The 21532-nt window shown below is 63.3% G+C and carries 20 protein-coding genes and 1 pseudogene; 4 read left to right on the top strand and 17 right to left on the bottom strand.

All coding sequences use genetic code 11. The features are described 5' to 3' along the window. Position 1: 1 nt before the first annotated feature. The gene (locus tag AB3L03_RS23090) at positions 2-2005 is read right to left on the bottom strand and encodes a BTAD domain-containing putative transcriptional regulator (RefSeq protein WP_368507084.1); all 2004 of its coding nucleotides are present in this window, start codon (positions 2003-2005) and stop codon (positions 2-4) included. A gap of 151 nt (positions 2006-2156) precedes the next feature. Here AB3L03_RS23090 and AB3L03_RS23085 point away from each other — a divergent pair, with 151 nt between their 5' ends. The 3 genes from AB3L03_RS23085 to AB3L03_RS23075 all read left to right on the top strand — a co-directional run bounded on the left by AB3L03_RS23085 (position 2157) and on the right by AB3L03_RS23075 (position 4091). After that, a complete protein-coding gene (locus AB3L03_RS23085) occupies positions 2157-2345 on the top strand; it encodes a hypothetical protein (protein WP_018453567.1) in 189 nt (62 codons plus the stop codon). A 42-nt stretch (positions 2346-2387) separates the two neighbouring features. Further along, entirely contained in the window at positions 2388-2615 is a 228-nt protein-coding gene (locus tag AB3L03_RS23080; protein WP_368507083.1) for a hypothetical protein, read from the top strand. A 570-nt stretch (positions 2616-3185) separates the two neighbouring features. Next, complete coding sequence (locus tag AB3L03_RS23075) at positions 3186-4091, top strand: hypothetical protein (RefSeq protein ID WP_368507082.1); 906 nt, start codon at positions 3186-3188, stop codon at positions 4089-4091. A gap of 87 nt (positions 4092-4178) precedes the next feature. Here AB3L03_RS23075 and AB3L03_RS23070 read toward each other — a convergent pair whose 3' ends face one another. From AB3L03_RS23070 to AB3L03_RS23020, 11 genes are all read right to left on the bottom strand, one after another. Next, positions 4179-5351: an acetyl-CoA C-acyltransferase gene (locus AB3L03_RS23070; protein WP_007596708.1), complete on the bottom strand. Its 1173-nt coding sequence runs from the start codon at positions 5349-5351 to the stop codon at positions 4179-4181. 151 nt (positions 5352-5502) lie between these two features. Continuing rightward, entirely contained in the window at positions 5503-7092 is a 1590-nt protein-coding gene (gene serA, locus AB3L03_RS23065; RefSeq protein WP_247337608.1) for a phosphoglycerate dehydrogenase, read from the bottom strand. 213 nt (positions 7093-7305) lie between these two features. Continuing rightward, positions 7306-8478: a phosphoserine transaminase gene (locus tag AB3L03_RS23060; protein ID WP_085348790.1), complete on the bottom strand. Its 1173-nt coding sequence runs from the start codon at positions 8476-8478 to the stop codon at positions 7306-7308. 79 nt (positions 8479-8557) lie between these two features. Then, positions 8558-8749, bottom strand: coding sequence for a hypothetical protein (locus AB3L03_RS23055; protein ID WP_368507081.1), 192 nt, complete (start codon positions 8747-8749; stop codon positions 8558-8560). Between the two features lie 171 nt (positions 8750-8920). After that, positions 8921-9385 carry a GNAT family N-acetyltransferase gene (locus AB3L03_RS23050; RefSeq protein WP_368507080.1) on the bottom strand — a complete coding sequence of 155 codons (465 nt, stop codon included), beginning with the start codon at positions 9383-9385 and terminating at the stop codon, positions 8921-8923. A 25-nt stretch (positions 9386-9410) separates the two neighbouring features. Further along, positions 9411-10001 carry a glutathione S-transferase family protein gene (locus AB3L03_RS23045; protein WP_085348793.1) on the bottom strand — a complete coding sequence of 197 codons (591 nt, stop codon included), beginning with the start codon at positions 9999-10001 and terminating at the stop codon, positions 9411-9413. Positions 10002-10069: 68 nt separating this feature from the next. After that, entirely contained in the window at positions 10070-10948 is an 879-nt protein-coding gene (locus tag AB3L03_RS23040; RefSeq protein ID WP_231190258.1) for an outer membrane protein, read from the bottom strand. Between the two features lie 167 nt (positions 10949-11115). Next, complete coding sequence (locus AB3L03_RS23035) at positions 11116-11955, bottom strand: outer membrane protein (protein ID WP_204512350.1); 840 nt, start codon at positions 11953-11955, stop codon at positions 11116-11118. A 235-nt stretch (positions 11956-12190) separates the two neighbouring features. Beyond that, entirely contained in the window at positions 12191-13441 is a 1251-nt protein-coding gene (locus tag AB3L03_RS23030; RefSeq protein ID WP_247296232.1) for an MFS transporter, read from the bottom strand. Positions 13442-13692: 251 nt separating this feature from the next. Further along, positions 13693-15036 carry a phosphoglucosamine mutase gene (gene glmM, locus AB3L03_RS23025; protein WP_018453554.1) on the bottom strand — a complete coding sequence of 448 codons (1344 nt, stop codon included), beginning with the start codon at positions 15034-15036 and terminating at the stop codon, positions 13693-13695. A 220-nt stretch (positions 15037-15256) separates the two neighbouring features. Further along, positions 15257-15424 carry a hypothetical protein gene (locus AB3L03_RS23020; RefSeq protein ID WP_368507079.1) on the bottom strand — a complete coding sequence of 56 codons (168 nt, stop codon included), beginning with the start codon at positions 15422-15424 and terminating at the stop codon, positions 15257-15259. 53 nt (positions 15425-15477) lie between these two features. Between AB3L03_RS23020 and AB3L03_RS23015 the strand changes: the two are divergent. Next, positions 15478-16694: pseudogene (locus tag AB3L03_RS23015) on the top strand (L-lactate dehydrogenase). A 116-nt stretch (positions 16695-16810) separates the two neighbouring features. Here the strand turns inward: AB3L03_RS23015 and AB3L03_RS23010 are convergent. The 5 genes from AB3L03_RS23010 to AB3L03_RS22990 form a co-directional block, all read right to left on the bottom strand. Further along, complete coding sequence (locus tag AB3L03_RS23010) at positions 16811-17434, bottom strand: hypothetical protein (RefSeq protein ID WP_204512353.1); 624 nt, start codon at positions 17432-17434, stop codon at positions 16811-16813. Positions 17435-17449: 15 nt separating this feature from the next. After that, positions 17450-18076: a hypothetical protein gene (locus AB3L03_RS23005; protein WP_368507078.1), complete on the bottom strand. Its 627-nt coding sequence runs from the start codon at positions 18074-18076 to the stop codon at positions 17450-17452. A gap of 66 nt (positions 18077-18142) precedes the next feature. Next, positions 18143-18976, bottom strand: coding sequence for a shikimate dehydrogenase (locus AB3L03_RS23000; protein WP_368507077.1), 834 nt, complete (start codon positions 18974-18976; stop codon positions 18143-18145). 94 nt (positions 18977-19070) lie between these two features. Further along, on the bottom strand, positions 19071-20825 hold the full coding sequence (locus AB3L03_RS22995; RefSeq protein WP_018453548.1) for a SulP family inorganic anion transporter: 1755 nt from the start codon (positions 20823-20825) through the stop codon (positions 19071-19073). Positions 20826-20934: 109 nt separating this feature from the next. Continuing rightward, positions 20935-21207: a helix-turn-helix domain-containing protein gene (locus AB3L03_RS22990; protein ID WP_007614761.1), complete on the bottom strand. Its 273-nt coding sequence runs from the start codon at positions 21205-21207 to the stop codon at positions 20935-20937. Between the last annotated feature and the right edge of the window lie 325 nt (positions 21208-21532).

Raw genomic sequence — 21532 nt, 5'->3', positions numbered from 1 at the left:
CTCAGTCGGCCACGCCGGCGATCTGCTGGGCCGAAAGGTAGCGTTCAAGCGCCTCGTGCTGCTTGAAAAAGCGCATGGCGCGCAGATCGCGGATCGTCGTTTTTTGTGCCGCATCGCGAACCCGGGTGACCTCGCGGGCTTCCTCCAGCCGGCCGACCCCGACCAGGTTGGCCGCGAGCATGCGATGTCCGGTGCCGTTGCTCGGATTGTGCCGAACCGACTTGCGCGCCCAGGCAACGCCCTCCTCGTACTGCCCGAGGGCAAAGTAGGACGCGGTCAATCCCGTCATCCACATATGGAGCATGCTGTCCTCGGGGCTGAGGACGAGAGACCGATGCAGGCATGCGAGTGCGTTGGCATAATCGCCTCCCATGCTGTCGATCATTCCGAGTACACCCCATGCGAAAGCCGAACTCGGATTGAGCCTTGCGGCTTCGCTGGCGTGAATGCGCCCCTGATCGTTGTCGCCGGCGGGCCCAAACAGCGTGAAGCCATAGACAGCGTGGGCGAAAGCGTCCCCACTATCCTGCTCGACGGCGCGGCGCGCCAGACCGACCGCCTCGGACGCGGCATCCGCAGACATGTTGGCGCCGAGCGGCGGAGCCATCACGAGTCCCCAAGCCAGCGCCGCCAGCGTCGCCGTTCGCTCCTGATCGAGGCTCAGAGACCGCCGAAGCAGATCGATGGCCTTGACGATACCTTCGCGGGTGCCGCCCCATAAATGATGAAGGCCGCGCAAATACAGATCATAGGCCGAAAGATCAGTTGGCGGCTTGCGGCGTGCGCGTTCGATCTCGGCGCTACGAACGGCGGGATCGACGACTGCGGCAACACTGCTGCTGACGTCGTCCTGCAGGTCGAAGATGTCGACCAGGGGGCGATCGTAGCGATTGGACCAGACCTGGGCCTCGCTTCCGGTATGAGTGAGCTCGGCCGAGACGCGAATGCGGTTGCCCGCCTTGCGAATATGACCGCTCAGGACGTATTGCGCACCGAGTTGCTGCGCAATCTGCCGGCTGGTCATTCCCTTGTCCCGAAGGGCAAAGCACGATCCGGCCGCGATCACCACCAGCTCGCGAAAGCGCGATAGAGCGGTGATGATGTCTGCAGTGACGCCATCGGCGAAGTAGTCCTGTTCGGTTTCATCACCCATGTTGCGGAACGGAAGCACCGCCACGGAGGGCCTGTCGTTGCCGAACACGTGCTCCGCCTGGTGCGAAAGGTCTGCCGTCGGGTCCGCTGCCGGCAGAACGATCTTCTGCTCCTGGACCTTGCGCAATTCCGCAGCCAGCGCGCTGGTTGTGGCATCGGGCGCGGTGCCGAGCTCTTGCTTCAGAAAGGCAACGACGGCCTGATAATATTTGAGCGCCTCGGCGTTGCGGCCGGCCGCGGACAACGCGCGCATGATCAGGCGGTGCGCATCCTCGCGCATGCTGTTGAGTGCATTGGCGCGCTGGCCGGCGAGCAGGGCATCGCCGGCACGTCCGTCGGACAGTTCCTGGTCGCCGAGCGCTACCATCGCGCCGACAGCCAGCTCCGATAACCGCTCGCGTTCGCCGGCCACCCACTCGCTCCAGCCCTCAGCGTTGACCGCGATGTCATCGACGAGGCGCCCGCGATAGAGATCTGCCGCCGCGGTCAGCGCGTCACGGCTGCCCTTTCTGACAAGCCGCTCGAATTGCGGCACATCGCAGGTGATCACAACGGCATTCAACGAAATGAATTCGCCGTCACTCCTGAGAGCACTCTGACCAAGAACTTGACGCAGCTTGAACAGGGCCTGTCGCAGGTTTTGCTTCGCCTGCGCTTCGAAGTGCGATCCCCACAGCAAGGTCGAGAGTTTTTCGCGGTGCTGAGGCTGAGGTGCCGTGCAGGCCAGATAGGCCAGCAATCCCGCGAGCTTCTTGTTCGGTAAGCTGACGGCACCGTCCGGCCCGATCAGTTCAAAACGTCCAAGAAGTGCGAGAGTAAAACTTGGGCTGGGCGCGGGTGCAGTTTCGGTCATTCCGCCTCAAAAATAAGCAGATGCGCTCACGGATATACATCCTACACGAATTGCCGCCTTAGCGAACAATATTAACGCTGCAGTGACGGCCGAGTGACGCCGGCGACGACGACAGTGGGTTCAGATCGCATCGCGACGAGATGCCGGTTGGTTGATCGACGCGGAGCAATTTCATCCGGAAGTCAGCGTGCGCGCGCATCACCTCATCATGATCGTCGTTGGCTTGTTCGTGGTTCTCGCCGGATTCGACGCAGCGTTGACGACCTTTGCACACCCGACACTCAGGGCCGCTTCGCAGTCGGCGCCGCCCGTCGCACCGCTCCTTTTCGGAGGCGACTGATCGCACGCCGGCATCACAACAGCCATCAAACAGGAGGTCGCATTGACCGACATCGCACAGCAGGGAAGACAATCGCAGAGGTTTCTCGCGTCCGATCAAGAACAGCGATTGGTTGCGATGTGGAGACTTGGAGTGGTCGCCTTCTATGGCTCGCTCCTGGCGCTGGTGATTGCCTTCGCGGCAATGAGCAAGGCGCCCCGAGAGCGCCAAGCCAACCTGGCCTCCGACGATTTCGTTACCCACTACATTTCGAACCCGTCGGCGCCGTAGGCGATCGGGACGAGCGACAGCAAAGCATATGAGGACAATCGTGAACAATCACAACCGTGCTGCGTCTCCAATTCGGGCCAGATCTCCAGCATCGCACGACAGAAAGCGAACAGGCGGCGAGACGCGCCTGATGATCCTCGTTCTGCTGGGATTCGGCCTCGTTCACGTGATCGGCGCGATCCTCATTCAGCGCGCGTCGACCGAGCGAGGTGATCCGCCCCTGATCCTCGCTTCGCACACCGACTGACGGCCGCCACATGCAGCCGGTTCATGGGATTTGAAAACCAGGAGGCAACATTGCCAGCAATCATACGCACGATTTCCCGCACGGTCCTCTCGGTCATCGGTGCCGAATTGGCGAAGCACGCCCTCCTGTTATGCGCAGCGTGCGCCTTTGTGTTCGTGCTCTCACGAACCTACGGCCTGGATTTGAGCGCCGGATTCTTCTGACGTTCGCAATGGTGGCCGACATGACTGAAATCTGAAGACGCATCGTCGTCGATGCGCAAGTCCTGAGGAGCTGAGATGTACGTTGGCCGGATATTGTCCACGCTTGGCGGACAAGGACCTATGCTCCTGGTGATCTCGCTTTGCGCAGGGCTGATGATCACTCCCTTCGCTCATCTCGGCTACGATCTTTTGCCTTTTTCGGCATTTCTTCTGACGCTGGGCTCGTTTCTTACGGCGGGTCTTGCCCCCTCTGAAGCCAGCATTCGTCCGCTCCTGATGGGCGTGGTACTTGCCTGGGTTGGCCTGGTGCTGCCATTCGCTGCTGCGATTCTGCTGTCCTTTGCTCCGCTTGATCCTGCGCTGCGGGCCGGCGTTCTGCTTTCACTGCTGGCGCCGCCGGTCGGAAGCGCCGCTGCGATCGCCGGAATGCTCGGTTTGCGACCACGTCTTGCACTGCTCGTTTCCATCGCACTGACCTTGCTCACGCCGATCTCGATTCCGAGTTTTGCCACGGTGCTCGGGCTTGGAATTGCATTCGACATGGGCGGGCTGGCAATCCGGCTCTTCAGCATTATCGGCGCTGCAGGCCTGGTGGCCTTCTTAGCCATGAGGTTTCGTCGTCATGTGATTCCCGTTCTGCCCGATCAAAGCGCCGCCACCGGGATCGCCGTTGTCGGGCTCATGATCGTGGGGCTTGCCACCTCGCAAGGCATACGGGCGCAATGGACCAGCAACGCCCTGCGTTTCGACGTGATGCTCGCCGCGGCGATCGTGTTCAATTTCGGTCTGTGCGTCCTCGCTGCCGTGACGTTCGCGAGGCTGGGGTGGCAAACCGCCGGTACCATCGGTCTCGTGAGCGGAAACCGCAACGTCACGCTCGTGTGGGCAGCGGCGAGCTTCGGTCTGCCGTCGCTGGCGGAAGGTTATGTCGCTGCGTGCGTCATCCCGGTCCTCGCGCTTCCCCTCATCATCAAGCTTTGTCTTAGACTACCATCCTTCAGCCGCTTCATCCCACAAAACCGGTGACCCAAAGAGTACACGCCTGACCTGGTGCTCAAACAAAAAGGCACGACGCTTGCGACGCCGTGCCTTCCGCATTCATGAGGCTCGATCTCAGCTGTAGATTTCGAACAGTCCCGCGCCGCCCTGGCCGCCGCCGATGCACATCGTCACGACGCCCCACTTCGCCTTGCGGCGCTTGCCTTCCTGGAGGATGTGGCCGGTGAGCCGCGCGCCGGTCATGCCGAACGGATGGCCGATCGCGATCGAGCCGCCGTTGACATTGTACTTGGCGGGATCGATGCCGAGCTTGTCGCGCGAATAGAGACACTGGCTGGCGAAGGCTTCGTTGAGCTCCCAGAGATCGATGTCGTCGATCTTCAGACCGTGACGCTTCAACAGCTTCGGCACGGCAAAGATCGGGCCGATGCCCATCTCGTCCGGTTCGCAACCCGCCGCCGCCCAGGCGACGAAGCGGCCCATGGGATTGAGGCCGCGCTTCTCCGCGTCCTTGGCTTCCATCAGCACCACGGCCGCAGCACCGTCCGACAGCTGGCTGGCGTTGCCGGCCGTGACGAACTTGCCGGGGCCCCTGACGGGCTCGAGCTTGGCGAGACCTTCCAGCGTGGTCTCGGGCCGGTTGCACTCGTCGCGGTCGACGACGTAATCGACGATCGACTCGGCCTTGGTCGCCTTGTCGACCACCTTCATCTTAGTCTTCATCGGGACGATCTCGTCCTTGAACTTGCCGGCCTGCTGCGCGGCGGCCATGCGGCGCTGCGACTCCAGCGAATACTCGTCCTGATATTCACGGCTGAGATTGTAGCGCTCGGCGACGATATCGGCGGTGTCAATCATCGCCATGAAGATCGCCGGTGCCGTCTTGAGCAGTTCGGGATCGATCGATTCCTTCGGCGTGCCGCCGCCCGGCATCGAGATGCTCTCGACGCCGCCTGCGACGATGCAGTCGGAACCGTCCGAGCGGATCGAGTTGGCGGCCATCGCGATGGTCTGGAGACCGGACGAGCAGAACCGGTTCACCGAGACGCCCCCGGTCGATTTCGGCATTCCCGCCAGCAGCGCGGCCTGGCGGCCGATGTTCGGCGCGCCATGAGCGCAATTGCCGAGATAGCAATCCTCGACATAGTCCTTCTCGACGCCGGCGCGGTCGACTGCGTGGTGAATGGCGTGGGCCGCGAGCGACATCGGCGGGGTGATGTTGAACCCGCCGCGGCCGGATTTCGCGAGGCCCGTGCGTGCATAGGAAACGATGACGGCTTCACGCATTGTTTTCTCCCTTTCGAACGATTTTGACCGGAGCATCGGTCGAGGTTTCTCGGCGCCATTGGTACACAATGTCCGGCGGTCGCGGGAGAAATAAAAACGCCGCCCTCGCGAGAGGGCGGCGTTGTTCCGCGGGTCGGAATATGTCGGCGGATCAGAACGTCAGCGCCTTGACCTGCTTGACCTGCGGCAGAGCCTGCACCTTGGCAAGCAGATCGGCCGGCACCGCGCCGTCGACCTCGATCAGCGCGATGGCATCGGAGCCCGGCGCAACGCGGCCAAGATGGAAGGTCGCGATGTTGATCTTGGCATCGCCGAGCAGGCTCGCGAACTTGCCTATGAAACCCGGCTTGTCCTCGTTGGTCACGTAGATCATCGACTTGCCAAATTCAGCGTCGACGCGGATGCCCTTGATGTCGACCAGGCGCGGCTTGCCGTCGGCATAGACCGTGCCCGAGACCGACCGCTCCTGCCGCTCGGTGGTGACGGTGACGGTGATCAGGCTTTCATAGTCACTCTGGGCGGCGCGGACGATCTCGTCCACCACCATGCCGCGCTCCTTGGCGACGACGGGCGCGGAGACGACGTTGACCTCACCCAGCATCGGCCGCAGCAGGCCCGACAGCACGGCGGAGGTGATCGCCTTGATCTTCATCTCGGCCACGTGGCCCTCATAGGTGATCTCGACCTTGAGGATGCCGCTCTCGGTGAGCTGTCCCGCGAACGAACCGAGCTTTTCAGCGAGCGCGATGAACGGCTTCAGCTTCGGCGCCTCTTCCGCCGTGATCGAGGGGAAGTTGACGGCATTCGAGATCGCGCCGGTGAGCAGGTAATCCGACATCTGCTCGGCAACCTGGAGCGCGACGTTCTCCTGCGCCTCGGTGGTGGACGCGCCGAGATGCGGCGTGCAGATCACGTTGGGATGACCGAACAGCACATTCGCGGTGGCGGGCTCCTCGACAAAGACGTCGAAAGCGGCGCCGGCGATGTGCTTGGAATTCAAAGCGTTGACCACGGCCTGCTCGTCGACGAGACCGCCGCGGGCGCAGTTGATCAGGCGCACGCCCTTCTTCATCTTGGCGATCGCGGCTGCGTCGATGATGTTCCTGGTCTTCTCGGTGAGCGGGGTGTGCAGGGTGATGAAGTCGGCGCGCTTGAAGAGGTCGTCGAGCTCGACCTTCTCGACGCCGATGTCCCTGGCGCGCTCCGGCGACAGGAACGGATCGAACGCGATCACCTTCATGCGCAGGCCGAGCGCGCGGTCGGCGACGATCGAGCCGATGTTGCCGCAGCCGACGACTCCGAGCACCTTGCCGGTGATCTCGACGCCCATGAAGCGGTTCTTCTCCCACTTGCCGGCCTGGGTCGAAGCGTCCGCCTGCGGAATCTCGCGCGCCAGCGCCAGCATCAGGGTGATGGCGTGCTCGGCGGTCGTGATCGAATTGCCGAACGGCGTGTTCATCACGATGATACCCTTGGCCGTGGCGGCAGGAATCTCGACGTTGTCGACGCCGATGCCGGCGCGGCCGATCACCTTGAGGTTGGTCGCCTTCTCGAGGATCTTCGCGGTCGCCTTGGTCGCGGAGCGGATCGCGAGGCCGTCGTAATTGCCGATGATCTCGGCGAGCTTGTCCTTGTCCTTGCCGAGATTGGGCTGGAAGTCGACCTCGACGCCGCGGTCTTTGAAGATCTGCACGGCAGCGGGAGAGAGCGCGTCGGAAATGAGAACTTTGGGTTTGGTCATGGAGATGTGTCCTTCGCCGTCCCTAGAGGGAGATCGGCCTGAGGGCCGGAATGGGGAATTGCTCGGAAGCTCTTTGCTCTCCCTCTCCCCGTTCTTACGGGGAGAGGGTCGGGGTGAGGGGGCAGCCACAGGCGAGGTGCTCGCGGAGAGAGCCCCTCACCCGGATCGCTGCGCGACCCGACCTCTCCCCGTAAGAACGGGGAGAGGTAAAAACTACGCCGCCTTGGCGAGCGCGGCCTTGGTCTCGGCGAAGGCCCAGTCGATCCACTGGGTCAGCAGCGCGACATCACTGGCCTCGACGGTGGCGCCGCACCAGATACGCAGGCCGGCGGGCGCATCGCGATAGTAGGCGAAGTCGTAGCCCGCGCCCTCTTTCTCGACCAGCGCCACCAGCTTCTTGCTGAACTCGGCCTGCGCGTCCTCGGAGAGTGAGGTGATCGCGGGATCGGTGAACTTCAGGCACACCGAAGTGTTGGAGCGGATTGCGGCGTCCTTGGCGAGGAAGTCGATCCAGGGCGTCTTAGCCTTCCAGTCGGCGAGCACCTTGGTGTTGGCGTCGGCGCGCGCGATCAACGCCTTCAGGCCGCCGATCGACTTGGCCCAGTTCAGTGCGTCGAGATAATCCTCGACGCAGAGCATCGACGGCGTGTTGATGGTCTCGCCGACGAAAATGCCTTCGTTGATCTTGCCGCCCTTGGTCATGCGGAAAATCTTCGGCAGCGGCCAGGCCGGCTTGTAGGTTTCGAGCCGCTCCACCGCGCGGGGCGACAGGATCAGCATGCCATGCGCGGCTTCGCCGCCGAGCGCCTTCTGCCAGGAGAAGGTGACGACGTCGAGCTTGGCCCAGTCGAGGGGTTGCGCGAACGCGGCCGAGGTGGCGTCGCAGATGGTCAGGCCTTCGCGGGTCGCGCTGATCCAGTCGGCGTTCGGCACGCGCACGCCCGAGGTGGTGCCGTTCCAGGTGAAGACGACGTCGGACTTCGGATCGACCTTGGAGAGGTCGGGGATCTCACCGTAAGCCGCGTTGAGCTTGGTGACATCCTTGAGCTTCAATTCCTTGACGATGTCGCTGACCCAGCCCTCGCCAAAGGATTCCCAGGCGAGCGTGGTGACGGGCCGCGCACCCAGCATCGACCACAGCGCCATCTCGACCGCGCCGGTATCGGAGGCTGGCACGATGCCGATGCGATAATCAGCGGGCACTTCGAGCACTTCGCGCGTCAAATCGATCGCGAGCTTGAGCTTGGTCTTGCCGACCTTCGCGCGATGCGAACGGCCGAGCGCTGCGTCCTTGAGATTTTGGGCATTCCATCCGGGGCGCTTGGCGCAGGGGCCGGAGGAAAAATGCGGCACGTTCGGCCGCGAAGCGGGCTTCGCTACAGTCATCGTCTACCCTTCCAGATAGTAAGCCTCCCGTTGGGGGGAGGTGTCCCGCCGCGGCTGATACGGGAATCGGGAAGACCAGTCAAGGAAGTTCCGGCGGTTCACGCGCGGGTGATGGCGCCTCCGGTGCGATCTTGGGGGAATCGACCACCGCCAGCGCGTTCAGCAAGCCCGTGGCATCGCTGATCAATTGCGCGGCGCGGCGGCGGCTGCCGACTTTCAAAATGCATTTGTCATTGGCCTGCACGACGTAGCCGTTGCCGACCTTGATCATCGAATAGCTTGTCATCGAAATCCCCGAACCGATCGAGCCCGGTTTCGACGTCCCGTAGCACCGTTCGTTCCTTCACCAACGTGAACGCCGTGACGGTGGTTTATCAGCTCTTAATATGAACGTACGCGCGATCCGATTTCGCTGATCGCGCAAGGCTCATAGCGTGCTGCGTCAAAAGCGGACAGTCATGCCGACGTGACTCGCCGTGAACCCAAGCCGCTTGTAGAAGCGCTGCGCATCTGTTCGCGTCTGATGCGTCAGCAGTTCGACGAGATTGCAACCGCGCGCTTTCGCTTCCGTCACCGCCCATTGCACCAATTGCTCGCCGATGCCGCGGCTGCGGCAATCGGAAGCGACGCGGACGTCTTCGAGCAGACCGCGCAAGCCGCCTTGCGAGCTGAGACCCGGCAGGATCGCGAGCTGCAGGCAGCCGACCACCCTGCCCTCATTCTCGACAACCACAAGCTGGATATTTTGATCGCGCTCGACCCGCGCGAATGCCTCGTAATAGGACGCATGCAACGGGTCTTCCACGCGCTCGCGTGCGCTCCCGAGATGATCGTCGGCGAGCATCGTCACGATCGCAGCAACATCTTCGCGGCGCGCGGGACGAATGGAGACAGATTGGGCGTTCATAAAGTTACTCCTGCCTCAAGCGCGCCTAACGCACCTTGGGTATCCCGAGAAAGGTCTCGGCTTCGCCGATCCAGCGGCGGATGGCGGCATAGCGACCGAGATCGAAGCCGCCTTCATGCGCGACGCGCGTATAGGCAAGCAGCGAGACGTCGGCAAGCGAAACGTCATCACCGGCGAAGAAGCGGTTTGCCGCCAGATGCTGCTCCATGCGATCGAGCGCCGCGTAGCCGCGCTTGACCTTTTCAGGATCGAGCTCGGAGGCGTCCTTGCCGAGATAGACGAGCTGGAAGCGGCACACCGCGATATAGGGCTCGTGGCTGTATTGTTCCCAGAACAGCCATTCGTCCATCTTGGCGGCAGTGAAGGCGTCGCCCGGAATGAGCGCACTGTCGCGCGCGAGATAGCGGATGATGGCATTGGACTGCGCCAGCGTGCGACCGTCGTCGAAAGCGACGGTGGGCACCTGGCCGGCACCGTTCATCTGGAGGAATTGCGGCGTACGGGTCTCGCCCTTGCGGGTGTCGATCTCGATCCACTCGTAGAGCACCGCGAGCTTGTCGCAGACCCACTTCACCTTCAGACAATTGCCGGAATTGCTATCGCCGTAGATCCGCATCGGTGCCCCCGCGCATTCGGCGACAGAGCATCAGGACGGAAGGAACCTGTCAACAGAAAGCGGGCGACTCAGAACTGGTAGCCAATGCCGACGCGGAAGTTATTCAGGCCGACAGTGATGTCCTTCACGTCCGAGAAGCCGACATGCTCCCATTCGCCGCGAACCAGGATGTTGTTGCAGATCGCGTACTCGACACCGATACCGGCCGTCCATCCATACATGAAGCTGTTGGTGCGCAGCTCAGTCTTGTTAAACGTACCCGTGTCAATCGTGACCTGTCGATGGATCGTCGCCGTAACACCGCCCAGGACAATCGACTCGTCATAGTCGTCATGCTTGATGTAGGACACGGTCGCGAATCGCGAAACTTCAGCGCGCCCAATCGCCAGACCGGCGAAGGCATAGGGCATGAAGTCGCCGCCGTCCCAACCGACCCGACCGCGGAAGGTGGCGTAATCCTTCAGCTTTAGCGCAGCACCACCACCGAGTGAAGTGACGTAGGTATAGGTATGGCCCGTTGGCGCCGTCTCACCGTCGAGAATGCGTGTCATGGAATCACTTGCCGAGCTCGATATATTCTTCATGTAGCTGTAATTGGCCTCGACGCCGAACACTGCATCGTAGAGCTGCCAATTGCGGCCGACATAGGCGCCAAACCCGGTCGACTGCACGTGGTTACTCGGCAGCAGCGACCAGCCGCCGACTGGCGCCTCAAGGATGCTGTTGCGAAGCATGAAGTCGGTCATCGTCTTCGGAGCATGACTGAAATCAACATCGGTCGTGGCAAACCCGAACTGGCCGCCAACATAAAAACCGTCCCAATTGTGGGACGTCTTTGACAGCCCGTCGGTGAAGCTACCTCGGAGGATGGGAAGATCGGAGAGATCGGCCGCGTGCGCCGCGGAGACCGTCCCCAACATCGCCGCCGCCAACAAAAGCCTACGCATCGAACACTCCATCGAACTCGAACTTTCACTCGTGATCATGGCTCGTTAACCTTAACCAATGGTTGCGTAGGAGGCTTTCGTCGCCGCCCGCCATGAAAAATACGCAAAGCAAAACGGCGCGGGATGATCCCGCGCCGTTAAGAAGTCCTAACCGATCAGGCTGACGATCAGCCCTTGGTGACGAGCGGCGGCATGTAGGCCGGCGGGCTGTTGAGATCCCAGCGCACGCCGAGCTTGACGTCATGCGAGGTGAGCTCCTTGATCTTGATTGTGGACGGACCCGAGGCGCTGTTGTCGAACAAGCGGTAGTTGCCGGGCGCAGCATCGCCGAGGTTCATGTAGCTGTAGGCCAGTTCGACCGTGAAGCCGGGGTTGACCTTGTAAGCGAGACCGGCGTGTGCGGCCCAAGCCAGGTTCCACTTTCCGCTGTCGGCGAAGTAGGCGACGCTGGCGCTCGGGGTCGGGGTCAGCGCGGCGAGATATGCAACGCCGTCGTCACGGAAACCGCTAATTTTGTTGTAGGAGCCGCCGACACCGGCGCCGATGAACGGCGTGATGCACCACCAGGTGCCGAGATCGACATAGGCGTTGGCCATGACGACCCACTCCGACTTGCTGCCGCTATAATTGTCCGAGCCAACGAAGCCCGGCCCAATGACGTTATCAGCACCGTGCAGGTTGGCCTTGCCCCGGTATTGGCCGATCACGTCGGTGCGAAACCAGTTGTTGAAGCGATAGCCGACGCCGAGGTCGAACAGCGGTGACGAGTCGAAGCCAAGCCCCTCCGTCGTTTTAGTAAACCCAGGCGCTACCGCGCCGTCGATGCGCTTGGCGCTCTGGTTGGTCATGCCGACGTCGCCGCGCAGGTACCAGCCACCGAAGTCGGCGGGCGGAGCCGGGGGCGCGTACATCGGAGGGGGCGCCGCGATCGGCATGTCGGCGGCGAACGCCATCGAGGAGATCAGGGTTGCCGCACCCGCGGCAAGGAGAGACTTAACGCTACGCATTGGCTTCGTCCTTTTGGCCGGTGAGGCAATACGGCGCCTCACGTTCTGGAAACTCACGGCCCGGACGATGCCAGCAAATGCTTAAGCGCCACTTAACCCTAATTTTTAAGGTTGATTTTTTCTCAACTCGCACGCGCGGGCGTCGCGAGCGTTGCAAAAATGCAGCGCCAAATGCGACGCCGTCGCCGCATTTCCTAACGATGTATGAAGCCGCGTTGCAGCAAGTCAGAATATGTTAACGCGCGTGCCGCGGCAGCTTGGGCAGGAATACCGCAAGCAGGCCGATCGCCGGCAGATAGGCGCAGACCTGATAGACGAACGCGATCGAGGTGTGGTCGGCGAGCTTGCCGAGCACGGCGGCGCCCAGGCCGCCGATGCCGAAGGCGACACCGAAGAATACGCCGGAGATCATGCCGAAGCGGTGCGGTACCAGCTCCTGCGCGAACACGATGATCGACGACGTCGTCGAGGAGATGATCAGGCCGATGAGCACGGACAGCACCGCGCTCGCATAGAGCCCGGCATAGGGCAGCGCCAGCGTGAACGGCAGCGCCCCCAGGATCGAGATCCAGATCACGATCTTGCGGCCGAAGCGATCGCCCAGGGGACCACCGAGAAAAGCGCCGACCGCGTTCGCTGCGAGGAAAATGAAGAGATACATCTGCGCGGCTTGCGTCGATACGCCGAAGCGGTCGATCAGATAGAAGATGTAGTAGCTCGACAGGCTCGAGACGTAGAGCTGCTTCGAGAACAGCAGCGCGACCAGCACGAGGAGCGCAACGACGACGCGACGCGAATTCGGCGCGTCGGGATGGGCTTGATCCACCACCGCCTTCTTCGCCTTGATCTGCGGTTCGTACCAGCGGCCGATGCGCCAGAGGATGAGGATCGCGAGGAAGGCGATCGAGGAGAACCAGGCGATGCTGCCCTGCCCGAACGGCACGACGATGAGCGCGGCGAGCACCGGTCCCATCGAGGTGCCAAAACTGCCGCCGAGCTGGAACACCGATTGCGCAAAACCGTAACGGCCGCCGGAGGCGAGCCGCGCGATGCGCGCCGACTCCGGGTGAAACACCGCCGAGCCGAGGCCGACCAGAGCGGCGGCGACGAGGATGACCAGATATTGGTGGGCGGCACTGAGCAGCAACAGACCGAAGAAGGTCGAGGCCATGCCGATCGACAGCGAATAGGGCTGCGCCTTCTTGTCGGTGTAGTGGCCGACCACCGGCTGGAGCAGCGAGGCCGTGAACTGGAAGGCCAGCGTGATCATGCCGATCTGCGCGAAGTCGAGCGCGTAGGTGTCCTTCAGGATCGGATACACCGAAGCGATCAGCGACTGCATGGTGTCGTTGAGGAAGTGCGAGAAGCTGATGCCGGCCAGCACGACATAGGCCGGCCCCGCGGCACTTTTGGCGCCGGGTGCGACGTCGCTGACGAGGACGGGCTCCGTCAGTGTTTCCTCTGAGACGACGACAGGCTTGTTCACTGGAGCATCCCGACGGGCGCGGCAGATTGCCGCGACAAGCTAGTTACGATGCGCGCGGCGACCGATCCACCGCCAAACGCCCATGGCTGGAATGCGCTTCGCCAGATTTCGCGGCCAAACTGCGGCCTGCATGGTTCGAGACGCCCGCCTGTGGCGGGCTCCTCACCCTGAGGGTCTACGTCTTCACCTGGAAACAAAACCTCATCCTGAGGAGCCCGCGACAGCGGGCATCTCGAAGGATGGCTGCGAGTTCAGGCCGCGGCGTTCCCGAGCGCCGAGACGATGGTATCGACGACGTCCTCGACCAGGATGCGATCCTCGCCCTCGCCCATGACGCGGATCACCGGCTCGGTGCCGGAGGAGCGGATCAGCAGGCGGCCATGGCCGTTGAGCCGCTGCTCGCCGTCGGAGATCGCCGATTTGACGTCGGAATTGTCAAGCGGCTTGCCGCCCTTGTGACGGACGTTCTTCAGGATCTGCGGCAACGGATCGAAGCGGTGGCAGACTTCCGACACCGGCCGGCGCAGCTTCTGCACGACGGCAAGCACCTGCAATGCGGCAACGAAGCCGTCGCCGGTGGTGGCGTAGTCGGACAGGATGATGTGGCCGGACTGCTCGCCACCGAGATTGTAGCCGCCGTTCAGCATCTGCTCGAGCACGTAGCGATCGCCGACCGGCGTGCGCACGAGATCGAGCCCCTGCGCATTAAGGAAGCGCTCGAGCCCGAGGTTCGACATCACGGTGGCGACGATGCCCGATCGCGACAGCCGGCCGTCTTCCTTCCAGCTCTGCGCGATCACCGCGAGCAGCTGGTCGCCGTCGACGATGTGGCCGCGCTCGTCGACCAGGATGACGCGATCGGCGTCACCGTCGAGCGCGATACCGATGTCGGCGCGCATCTCGCGCACCTTCTTCGACAGCGCTTCCGGCGAGGTGGAGCCGCATTCCTTGTTGATGTTGAAACCGTCGGGCTCGACCCCGATCGGGATCACGTCGGCGCCCAGCTCCCATAGCGCTTCCGGCACCACCTTGTAGGCGGCGCCATTGGCGCAATCGACCACGACGCGCAGGCCGTCGAGCGACAGATCGCGCGGCAGCGTGCGCTTGGCGAATTCGATGTAGCGGTCATGCACGCCGTCGATGCGGCGGGCGCGGCCGAGACTGGCGCTCTGGGCGAGACGCTTGTCGATGGGCTCATCGAGCAGCTGCTCGATCTGCTTCTCGACGTCGTCGGAGAGCTTGAAGCCCTGCGGCCCGAACAGCTTGATGCCGTTGTCCTCGAACAGATTATGCGAGGCAGAGATCATCACGCCGAGATCGGCGCGCATCGACTTGGTCAGCATCGCGACCGCCGGCGTCGGCATCGGGCCGACCAGCAGCACGTCCATGCCGACCGAAGTGAAGCCCGCGACCATCGCGTATTCGATCATGTAGCCGGACAGGCGGGTGTCCTTGCCGATCACGACCCTGTGGCGGTGGTCACCGCGCTGAAACGCCAGGCCTGCGGCCTGGCCGACCTTGAGCGCGAGCTCCGGCGTGATCAGTCCGTTGGCGCGGCCCCGGATCCCGTCCGTCCCGAAATATTTGCGGCTCATATCGTCCCCCACGCAACAACCAGGGATCCCCAGCGCAACCTCCGGGTGCCCAAGCGGGACCCGCATCCCTGATTTGCTGAGGTCTTATAGAGCCATCACGGCTAACTTGGCTTCAAAAAATATGATGAATCATTACGGAACCGGGCGGCTCCCGGCCCCGATAACGTCTTGTTAACATTATATTTCCGTTGAAGATACTGGAACAGGGCGGAACCGGCACCTAGTCCGAGCGCTTCACATGGCCGTCCGCGCGGCTCGGCGCCGGCTGGGTGACACTGACGGGATCGGAGCCCGGAAAGGTCTCTTCCAGACCCTCCTCCAGCGCTTCCTCGAGATCATGCTTCTCCTTGATGTCCTCCGGCGTCGGTCCGGTGTGCGGCCTGGTCATGGCGCCCTCCTCTCCACAAAGGATTTGCAAACGATTTGGCTGTGCATCCAACCATGCTAGATGACCCCTCGATCTTCCGATGCAAGAGTCTTCCCATACAGGACTCTTCCGACAAGACGGGCCGGGAAACGTTCATGAAGCACATCACCTGTATCGACGATCTTCGCACACTGCATCAGCGCCGCGTGCCGAAGGCGTTCTTCGATTATTGCGACCGCGGCTCCTACGCCGAGGAAACGCTGCGCGCCAACCGCGAAGACATGCAGGCGATCAAGTTCCGCCAGCGCATTCTGGTCGACGTCTCCAAACGCGACACCGCGACCACGATCCTCGGCGAGCCCTCGACCATGCCGCTGATCCTCGCGCCGGTGGGCCTGCTCGGCATGCAGCATGGCGATGGCGAGATCCATGCCTGCCGTGCCGCGCAAGCGGCCGGTATCCCGTTCACGCAGTCGACGATGTCGATCTGCTCGATCGAGGACATCGCGGCCAATGTCGAGAAGCCGTTCTGGTTCCAGCTCTATGTGATGAAGGACCGCGGCTTCATCAAGGAGTTGATCCAGCGCGCGATCGCGGCGAAATGCTCCGCGCTGGTGCTGACCGTCGATCTCCAGGTCATCGGCCAGCGCCACCAGGACATCAAGAACGGCATGACGATCCCCCCGAGTGGACGATGTCTAAATTTCTGGATTTCGCCACAAAGCCCGCGTGGGTCTCCGGCGTGCTGCGGGGCAAGCGCCGTACCTTCGGCAACATCGCCGGCCACGTGAAGAACACCGAGGACCTCAATCGCCTCGCCGAATGGACCGCCTCGCAGTTCGACACGTCGTTGAACTGGAAGGACGTCGAGTGGGTCCGCAGCATCTGGCCGGGCAAGCTGATCATCAAGGGCATTCTGGACGTCGAGGACGCCGAGGAAGCCGCCAAGACCGGCGCGCAGGCTCTCGTCGTCTCGAACCATGGCGGCCGTCAGCTCGACGGCGCGCCGTCATCGATCGAGGTGCTGCCCGAGATCGCCGAGGCGGTCGGTGACAGGATGGAGATCATGTTCGACGGCGGCATCCGCTCCGGCCAGGACGTGATGCGCGCACTCGCGCTCGGCGCGAAGTCCTGCATGATCGGCCGTGCCTACGCCTATGGCCTTGGCGCCGGCGGTCAGGCCGGCGTCGCCAAGGCGATCGACATCATCCAGAAGGAGCTGCTCACCACCATGGGCCTGTGCGGCGTCAACAGGATTGACGAGATCGACGAACATATCATCGCGATGTGAACCGCAGCGGCAGTGCCGTAGGGCGGGCAAAGCGAAGCGTGCCCACCAATTCGCAAATCGTAGGGTGGGCACGGCGCTTCGCGCCTTTGCCCACCCTAAGATTTCAGCGTTCGCCCTCACATCGGCGGCGTCACCCCATCGCGGCCGACATTCACCCGGTTGGCCTCAAGCGAACCATCGTCCTTCTTCACCGCGCCGAAAATGATCAGCTTGGCGCCGGGCTTGAGCTCGGATTTGTCGCTGGCGACGAAGGTGACGATCGGCGTGTCCGGCGGCACCACGACTTTCTTCTCGCCGTCCTTGTACTTGACCGTGATGTTCTGGCCGTCGGTGCCCTTCACCGTCTGCGCCACGGTGGCGTTGGTCATGGTCGAGTTGGCGCGCGCGTCCCAGGGACGAAAACCCTCGGCCGCGCCGCGCTGGTTTTCGGGGAAGATGTGCACCGCGATCGCCTTCTGGGTGCCGTCGGGCTCGGGCAGGCCGGTGACGCCGATATAGGAGCCGTCCTTGATCTCCGACAACGACGTCTTCACCACCGCGAAGACGGCGACGTTGTCGGTCATGCGCACCTTCACGTCGGTTCCTTCGCGGGTCTTGATGCCGAGCGTGTTGCCGTCGACGCTCTCGATGGTGCCGCGGATGCGGACCGTCGGCGTCTGCTGCGCCAGGGCGGATGACGTGACGATGCAGGCGGCGAACGCGGCCACGCCGAGGCGTGATATCCAGATTCTCTTCGACATGTTGCTATTCTCCATTTACATCGGCGGCGTCAGGCCGTCGCGGCCGACGCTGACGCGGTTGGTTTCGAATGAGCCGTCCGGCAGCTGCTTCATGAAGGCGATCACCTTGGCGCCGGCCTTCAGATCGGATCTGTCGCCGGGGACAAAGGTCACCACCGGCGTATTGTCGGCAACGAACACCTTCTTCTCGCCGTCCTTGTACTTGACCAGCAGCGTATGACCGTCATTGCCGACCACGCTCTCCGACACGGTCGCATTGGTCATGCTGGAATTGGGCTTGAGGTCATAGGGTCGCGAGCCCTCGCCGGTGCCGCGCATGCTCTCCGGAAACACGTGCACCTCGACCGCGTTCGCGCCGCCGTCCGGTCCCGGCACGGTGGTGGCGCCGACGAAGGAGCCGGGCTTGATGTCGGCAAGTGAAATCTTCGTAATGCCCCACACGTTCACGTCGGAGGCGATGTGCAGCTTGACATCCTCGCCGCTGCGCGCCTTGACCTGCATCGTGTCGCCATTGACGCTTTCAATCGTGCCTCGCACGCGCGTCGGCACCGGCGCCCTTTGCGCAAGGGCCGAGAGGGTCGAGACGGCCACCATCGCGACGGCGATGAGCGGACGTGTGAAAGTTGCACGTTGAACAGACATGATGGTCTCCGATTGCGCCCTATTGTCCCCACGGACATAGAACTCCGGAGATTACGCGCTATTCTCTCAAGTCTTTGTGAGATCGGCCTCGACCAGCGCACGCAGCTCGGCCGTGACCTGCGGCCGCTGGCCGAACCACAGCTCGAAGCCGCGGACCGCCTGATGCAGCAGCATGCCGAGCCCGTCGGCGGTCTTCAGCCCGCGCGCCTGTGCGGCCGCCAGCAGCGGCGTCACCAGCGGGACATAGACGAGATCGGCAATCACGGCGCCATCCGGCAGGCGCGCCACTTCAACGTCGAGTGAAGGCTGGCCGTGCATGCCGAGCGAGGTTGTGTTCACGAGAAGTTTTGCACGCGGCAGAATATGGTCGATGCCGTCCCACGCAACAGGATGCACCTTCGGCCCGAACTGCCTTGCAAGCATCTCGGCCCGGCCGACGGTGCGATTGGCGAGATGGACGCGCTTGATGCCGCGTTCAAGCAACCCGAACACGATGGCGCGCGAGGAGCCGCCGGCGCCGAGCACCAGCGCCTCGCTGGCTGCGTCCCAGCCGGGCGCGCTGGCATCGAGATTGCCGATAAAGCCCTCGACGTCGGTGTTGGTCGAGCGCAGCTCGCCGTCTGCAAACCAAAGCGTGTTGGCCGCACCGACCGCTCGCGCGCGGGCATCGGGCGTCGACAGCTCGAGCACGCCTTCCTTGTGCGGGATGGTGACGTTGGCGCCGACGAAGCCGCGCAGCGACAGCCGCAGGACGAAGTCACGCAAATTATCGGGTGGAACCGCCTCGATGACATAGCCGCCCTCGATCCCGAGCGTGCGCAGCCAATAACGATGGATCAGCGGCGAGCGCGAATGCGCGGCCGGCCATCCGATCAGGCAGGCTGCGGGAGCCTTGGTCACGGTCGTCCTCCCCTGGGGTGGTTTCGGAGGCGATCCATTTCGCGTCCCGCAGGCGCTGTCAAGCGCGCGGGGCCGTCTCGGGAGAGGCTCGACGTCAGGTCGTGCCCGCCTCACCACCCGCGGGCAGCGCCGCGCCGCCCTTGATGTCGGCGACCGCACGCGCGATGGTCTCGCGATAGCGCGCGCGTGGCGGCGTGACGCCATGGGTGAGCAGCGCACGGCGGACCGCAGGCGACGCCCCTGTGATGAACAGCCGGATGCCCTGGCGGTGGGCCTTGGCGGCGACGCGGCCGAGCACGTTGGCCGCGGTCGAATCCAGGAACGGCACGTCGGCGAAATCGACCACAAAACCCTTGCGCTTGTCGGCGATGCCGTCGAGCACGCTGCCGATCGCCGAGGCCGCGCCGAAGAAGAACGCGCCGGTGATGCGATAGACCAGCACGTCGCGATCGACCGCGAGTGCGGGGTCGTAAGGCACGCGCCCGCCATTATCGTCATCGGGACGATCGGCGGCCACCAGTGGCGATCGTTCCTCGATGCCCGTCATTTCCGCCATGCGATGGATGAACAGGACCGCGCCAAGCGCGAAGCCAACCAGAATGCCCTCGGTCAGATCGCGGAAGATGGTGAGCAGGAAGGTTGCGAGCAGCACGACGGCATCGCCCCATGACGAGCGCAGGAGCGTCGCGAATTCGTGCTTCTCCGCCATGGTCCAGGCCACCACGACGAGCACGGCGGCGAGCGCGGCCAGCGGGATGTAGCTCGCGAGCGGCGCTGCGATCAGCATGAACAGCAGCAGGAAAACCGAATGCAGCATGCCCGCGAGCGGCCCCCGCGCGCCGGCGCGGATGTTGGTCGCCGTGCGCGCGATCAGCCCCGTGACACAGATGCCGCCGAACACCGCCGCGCCGACATTGGCGGCACCTTGCGCCACCAGCTCGCAATTGGAGCGGTGACGGCGTCCGGTCATGCCGTCGGCCACCACCGCCGACAGCAGCGATTCGATGGCGGCGAGCAGTGCGAAGGAGATCGCATCGGGCAGCACGGCGGTCGCCTTCGCGAGCGAGAATGCAGGCAAGGCTGGCGAGGGCAGTTCCCGCGGAATGCCGCCGAAGCGCGATCCGACGGTCTCGACCGGCAGCGACAGCACGGCACATGCGACCGCCGCGAGCACGACCGCGATCAGGATACCGGGCCAGGACGGCAGCCAGCGTCGCAGGCCGGCGATGATGGCAATGCTGACGATCGCAACCGCGACGGCCGACGGATTGACGGTGTGCAGGCCCCCGGCAAGCGCGACGAGTTTCGGGACGAATTCGCTGGGCTCCTTCGCGAGGAGCGTGATCCCGCCGAGATCGCGCAGCTGGCTGGCGAAGATGATGACGGCGATGCCGGCCGTGAAGCCAACCGTCACAGGATATGGAATGAACTTGATATAGGTGCCGATCCGCAGGAAGCCCGCAGCGATCAGGAACAGGCCCGCCATCAGCGTGGCCAGGACCACGCCGTCAACCCCGTGACGGTCGGCGGTCGCCGCAACCAGCACAATGAAGGCGCCGGCCGGACCGCCGATCTGGAATCGGCTGCCGCCGAGCAGTGACGCAATGAAGCCGCCGACAACAGCGGTGTAGAGTCCGCGGTCCGGCGTCACGCCCGAAGCGATCGCGATCGCCATCGACAACGGCAACGCGACGATCGCGACCGTGAGGCCCGCGAACACATCGGCACGGAAATCCGATAAGCCATAGCCCTCGCGCCATACGGTGACGAGCTTTGGCAGATAGAGTTCGGTAAAGGTCGGCCGACGAGGCTGGTGCAGCTTGCCTGCGTGTTCGCCTGTGATGCTCATTTCAGCAAAATGCTCCGCTGCCCACAACGCTCCGATGCATCGTGCGGCCGCGTATCGGGGCGCGACGGTGCGTTAGTTAAGACTGCTCCCGAGCATGATCATTGCGGGATCATGCTCCCACCCGACGCGGCGGCCCCGGCTCCTTGAGCCGAACGCCGCGTCCGCCGCCTTCGCTGCGCGCCTGTTCGCCGATCAGCTCGACGCCGGCGCGATCAAAGGCTTCGACCACTTTCATCAAGGTCTCGACCACGCCGCGGACATTGCCGGTGCTCGCCTCCATCCGCTGAATGGTCGGCAGCGAAACGCCTGCGAGCTCCGCCAAGGCCCTCTGGTCAATGCCGAGCAGCGCACGCGCTGCCCGCATCTGGAACGACGTGATCACCTTGGCCTCACGTATGAAAGATTATAAATGATGTCTGGAGCATGCACAATGATGTAAAATACATCATAAACGACCGAACGCAAGGGGAAGCTCGCCATGCGAGCCATCCGTCTCCACCGTCATTGCGAGGAGCGAAGCGACGAAGCAATCCAGAATTCCTCCGCGGAAAGACTGGATTGCTTCCGCCTTCGCTAAAGCTTCGGCGGACAAGTCGCTGCGCTCACACTGACGGTTGGGAGGAGCAGCGTGAGTCCAACCTTCGCCACGCCCATTGTGAAGCCCGTCACCCCACCCCTCTCCCCGTAAGAACGGCGAGAGGGAGTGA

The organism is Bradyrhizobium lupini, assembly GCF_040939785.1.
Lineage (GTDB): Bacteria > Pseudomonadota > Alphaproteobacteria > Rhizobiales > Xanthobacteraceae > Bradyrhizobium > Bradyrhizobium canariense_D.
The sequence above is the reverse complement of the archived record's forward strand: the minus strand, read 5'-3'. Positions and strand labels throughout refer to the sequence as shown.

Bases quoted from the DNA above. Each gene is read 5' to 3' on its own strand.
- AB3L03_RS23090 (WP_368507084.1), bottom strand. From the start codon at position 2,005: ATGACCGAAACTGCACCCGCGCCCAGCCCAAGTTTTACTCTCGCACTT.
- AB3L03_RS23075 (WP_368507082.1), top strand. From the start codon at position 3,186: ATGCTCCTGGTGATCTCGCTTTGCGCAGGGCTGATGATCACTCCCTTC.
- AB3L03_RS23070 (WP_007596708.1), bottom strand. From the start codon at position 5,351: ATGCGTGAAGCCGTCATCGTTTCCTATGCACGCACGGGCCTCGCGAAA.
- serA (WP_247337608.1), bottom strand. From the start codon at position 7,092: ATGACCAAACCCAAAGTTCTCATTTCCGACGCGCTCTCTCCCGCTGCC.
- AB3L03_RS23060 (WP_085348790.1), bottom strand. From the start codon at position 8,478: ATGACTGTAGCGAAGCCCGCTTCGCGGCCGAACGTGCCGCATTTTTCC.
- AB3L03_RS23055 (WP_368507081.1), bottom strand. From the start codon at position 8,749: ATGATCAAGGTCGGCAACGGCTACGTCGTGCAGGCCAATGACAAATGC.
- AB3L03_RS23050 (WP_368507080.1), bottom strand. From the start codon at position 9,385: ATGAACGCCCAATCTGTCTCCATTCGTCCCGCGCGCCGCGAAGATGTT.
- AB3L03_RS23045 (WP_085348793.1), bottom strand. From the start codon at position 10,001: ATGCGGATCTACGGCGATAGCAATTCCGGCAATTGTCTGAAGGTGAAG.
- AB3L03_RS23040 (WP_231190258.1), bottom strand. From the start codon at position 10,948: ATGCGTAGGCTTTTGTTGGCGGCGGCGATGTTGGGGACGGTCTCCGCG.
- AB3L03_RS23035 (WP_204512350.1), bottom strand. From the start codon at position 11,955: ATGCGTAGCGTTAAGTCTCTCCTTGCCGCGGGTGCGGCAACCCTGATC.
- glmM (WP_018453554.1), bottom strand. From the start codon at position 15,036: ATGAGCCGCAAATATTTCGGGACGGACGGGATCCGGGGCCGCGCCAAC.
- AB3L03_RS23020 (WP_368507079.1), bottom strand. From the start codon at position 15,424: ATGACCAGGCCGCACACCGGACCGACGCCGGAGGACATCAAGGAGAAG.
- AB3L03_RS23010 (WP_204512353.1), bottom strand. From the start codon at position 17,434: ATGTCGAAGAGAATCTGGATATCACGCCTCGGCGTGGCCGCGTTCGCC.
- AB3L03_RS23005 (WP_368507078.1), bottom strand. From the start codon at position 18,076: ATGTCTGTTCAACGTGCAACTTTCACACGTCCGCTCATCGCCGTCGCG.
- AB3L03_RS22995 (WP_018453548.1), bottom strand. From the start codon at position 20,825: ATGAGCATCACAGGCGAACACGCAGGCAAGCTGCACCAGCCTCGTCGG.